At 54.1% G+C, this 1,038-nt stretch carries 1 protein-coding gene; it reads left to right on the top strand.

Annotation, left to right across the window (positions count from 1 at the left end):
• Positions 1-898, top strand: an 898-nt coding sequence (locus AC1DT3_RS22380; RefSeq protein WP_477467368.1) for a glycosyltransferase family 2 protein, incomplete at its 5' end; no start/stop codon positions are given.
• Positions 899-1,038 lie beyond the last annotated feature (140 nt).

Below are 1,038 nucleotides of genomic sequence, written 5' to 3' on the forward strand. Positions count from 1 at the left end.
GGATACGCGGTATGAGATTCGCTTCATCTACGTCGTCGATCCATCGAGTGATCGCACGGAAGACATTCTTGCTGAAATCGCGAAACAGGACCCTCGCATCACAGTTGTGGTCATGTCGCGTCGTTTCGGTCATCAGGCCGCACTGGTTGCGGGGATAGACCATAGTGATGCCGACGCGGTGATCATGCTCGACAGCGATCTTCAGCACCCGCCTGAATTGATCCTGGAGATGGTGAGACGTTGGGAGGCGGGGGCGGACATCGTTCAAACCCTCCGGCAGGATGGTGATGAAACAGGTCGCAGTAAGCGACTGACTTCCCTATGGTTCTACAAGCTTCTTGCACGCATCAGCAGTGTGGAGCTCAAGGCGGGAGCCGCAGATTATCGCCTGTTGTCGCGTCACGTTGCAGCTTTGTTCCGCGATGACATTCGTGAGCATAATCCATTTCTTCGCGGACTTGTAAGCTGGGTTGGCTTCACTGTTGCGTATTTGCCTTATGAGCCGGCAAAAAGGTTCGCCGGTCAATCGAACTACTCAGTCAGCCGTCTTTTGTCGTTTGCTCTCAACGGCTTTTGTTCTTTTTCAAAGCTGCCTTTGCGCCTCTGTGTACTCGCTGGACTTATGGTTTGCTTTCTCAGCCTCATCGGAGGGGCCGTCTATACCGGGTTCTATTTTCTCGGCGATGAAACGGTCCCTGGTTGGGCATCGATCTTTGTCCTCGCCTCTGTGGCAATTGGTCTGAACATGCTGTTTCTTGGCATTATTGGCGAGTATATCGGTCTGATATTCGATGAAGTTAAGAATCGACCGCGATATATCGTTCATCGCCGCTTCGGCAACCAGCCGCCAACGCGAGATCTTGTCGAGCTACGAAGCAGCCAGGAGCAACTGCAGTGACCGCTAATCACCAATGGAATTCGCTGCGCGAAGACCGCACCTCCGATCTCGCGGGCCCTGTTGTTGGACGTGACAGTTCAATGTTTGGGGCGGACGTCAGCGCCAGTATCGGCAAAATGCGCGAGCGCGTCGTCGGGCGT

It is taken from the genome of Microvirga sp. P4_G7, from assembly GCF_056401005.1.